General features: G+C 63.5%; 2 protein-coding genes. Both read left to right on the top strand.

Going from position 1 to position 1,657, the window contains the following annotated elements; all coding sequences use genetic code 11:
- The coding region (locus EN964_RS33875; RefSeq protein ID WP_164776325.1) for an SDR family NAD(P)-dependent oxidoreductase at positions 1-700 on the top strand (700 nt) is incomplete at its 5' end.
- A 174-nt stretch (positions 701-874) separates the two neighbouring features.
- Positions 875-1,657, top strand: a 783-nt coding sequence (locus EN964_RS33870) for an ABC transporter ATP-binding protein (protein WP_164776322.1), incomplete at its 3' end; no start/stop codon positions are given.

The following is a 1,657-nucleotide window of genomic DNA, read 5'->3' as shown; positions in this document are numbered from 1 at the left end:
CGCCCTGACGCGGCAGGGTGTCGCCGTGGCGATCGGCGATCTGGATCCCGACGCCGCGCGCAAGGCGGCCGAGGAGATTGGCGGCGGTGCCGCCGCCGTCACGGTCGATGTTCGCCGTCGCGATTCCGTCGAGGCGGCCTTTGCCACTGTGCTGGAAGCGCTAGGCGGCTGCGATATCCTGATTGCCAATGCCGGCGTGTCCACCATGCAGCACGCGCTCGATCTGACCGACGAGGAGTGGGACTTCAACTTCTCGGTCAATGCGCGCGGGGTATTCCTCGCAAATCAGATCGCTGGACGGCATTTTGTCAAGCAAGGCACGGGCTGCATCGTCAACACCGCCTCGCTTGCCGCGAAGGTCGGTGCGCCGCTCCTGGCGCATTATTCGGCATCCAAGTTCGCCGTGCTCGGCTGGACGCAGGCCTTTGCCCGCGAGCTCGCGCCCAAGGGAATCCGCGTCAATGCCGTCTGCCCGGGGTTCGTCAAGACCGGCATGCAATCGCGCGAAGTCGAATGGGAGGCGCATCTGCGGCAGGTCACGCCCGAACGGGTGGTCGCCGACTATATCGCGCAGACGCCGCTCGGCCGGCTCGAGTTGCCGGAGGATGTCGCCGACGTCGTCGTGTTCCTCTGCTCGGATCAAGCCCGCTTCATGACTGGCCAGGGCGTCAACGTGACCGGCGGCGTCTACATGACCTGACGGCTTTTGGCGGCTGTAACCGGATCCTGATGCTGGCACGCGCCATCCAAAAAAGTGAACACATATGATCAGAAGGCAGGCTTTCAATGTTACATTTTGTTCTCTAAGATGACCGTTCGCTCGACTTCGGCCTTCGGCGTTCAGCCGGGTCAGACGGGTTCATGAGGAAAGTCTATGGCGTCTATCGAGCTCGATCGCGTTTCCAAGCTCTACGGCAATGGCAATTACGGGGTGCATGAGGTCGATCTCACCATTCCCGATGGTGAATTCGTGATCTTTCTCGGCCCGTCGGGATGCGGCAAGTCGACGACGCTGCGGATGATTGCCGGCCTGGAGAGTATCTCCTCCGGCGATCTTCGCATCGGCGGCAAGAGCGTCGCCAATGTCGCGCCGCGCGACCGCAACGTCGCGGTGGTTTTCCAGAGCTACGCGCTCTATCCGCATATGTCGGTGCGGCAGAACATGGCTTTCGGGCTGAAAATGCGCGGCACCGACGCAGCAGTGATCGATGCCAAGATTGCCGACGCCGCGAACCTGCTCGGTTTGCAGAATCTTCTCGGCCGCAAGCCGGCAGCGCTTTCGGGCGGCCAGCGTCAGCGTGTCGCGCTCGGCCGGGCGATCGTTCGCGAACCGGCGGCCTTCCTGCTTGACGAACCGCTGTCCAACCTCGATGCGCAGCTGCGTGCCGAGATGCGGCTCGAACTCGTCAAGCTGCACCGACGCCTCGGCCGCACCATCGTCCATGTCACGCACGACCAGGTCGAGGCCATGACCATGGGCGATCGCATATGCATCATGCGCGATGGTCGCCTGGTCCAGGCCGGCCGGCCGCTTGAAGTCTATGCCGACCCGGTCAACACCTTCGTCGCGCGCTTCCTGGCGACGCCGCCGATGAACCTCATTCCGGCCACGCTTCAGGCCGCACCTGGCGAAGGGCTCTCCGTCCTGACCGATAGT

The organism is Mesorhizobium sp. M7A.F.Ca.CA.001.10.2.1 (genome assembly GCF_003998575.1).
Taxonomy (GTDB): Bacteria; Pseudomonadota; Alphaproteobacteria; order Rhizobiales; family Rhizobiaceae; genus Mesorhizobium.
Note: the sequence above shows the minus strand (reverse complement) of the source record. Positions and strands in the feature narration are given on the sequence as shown.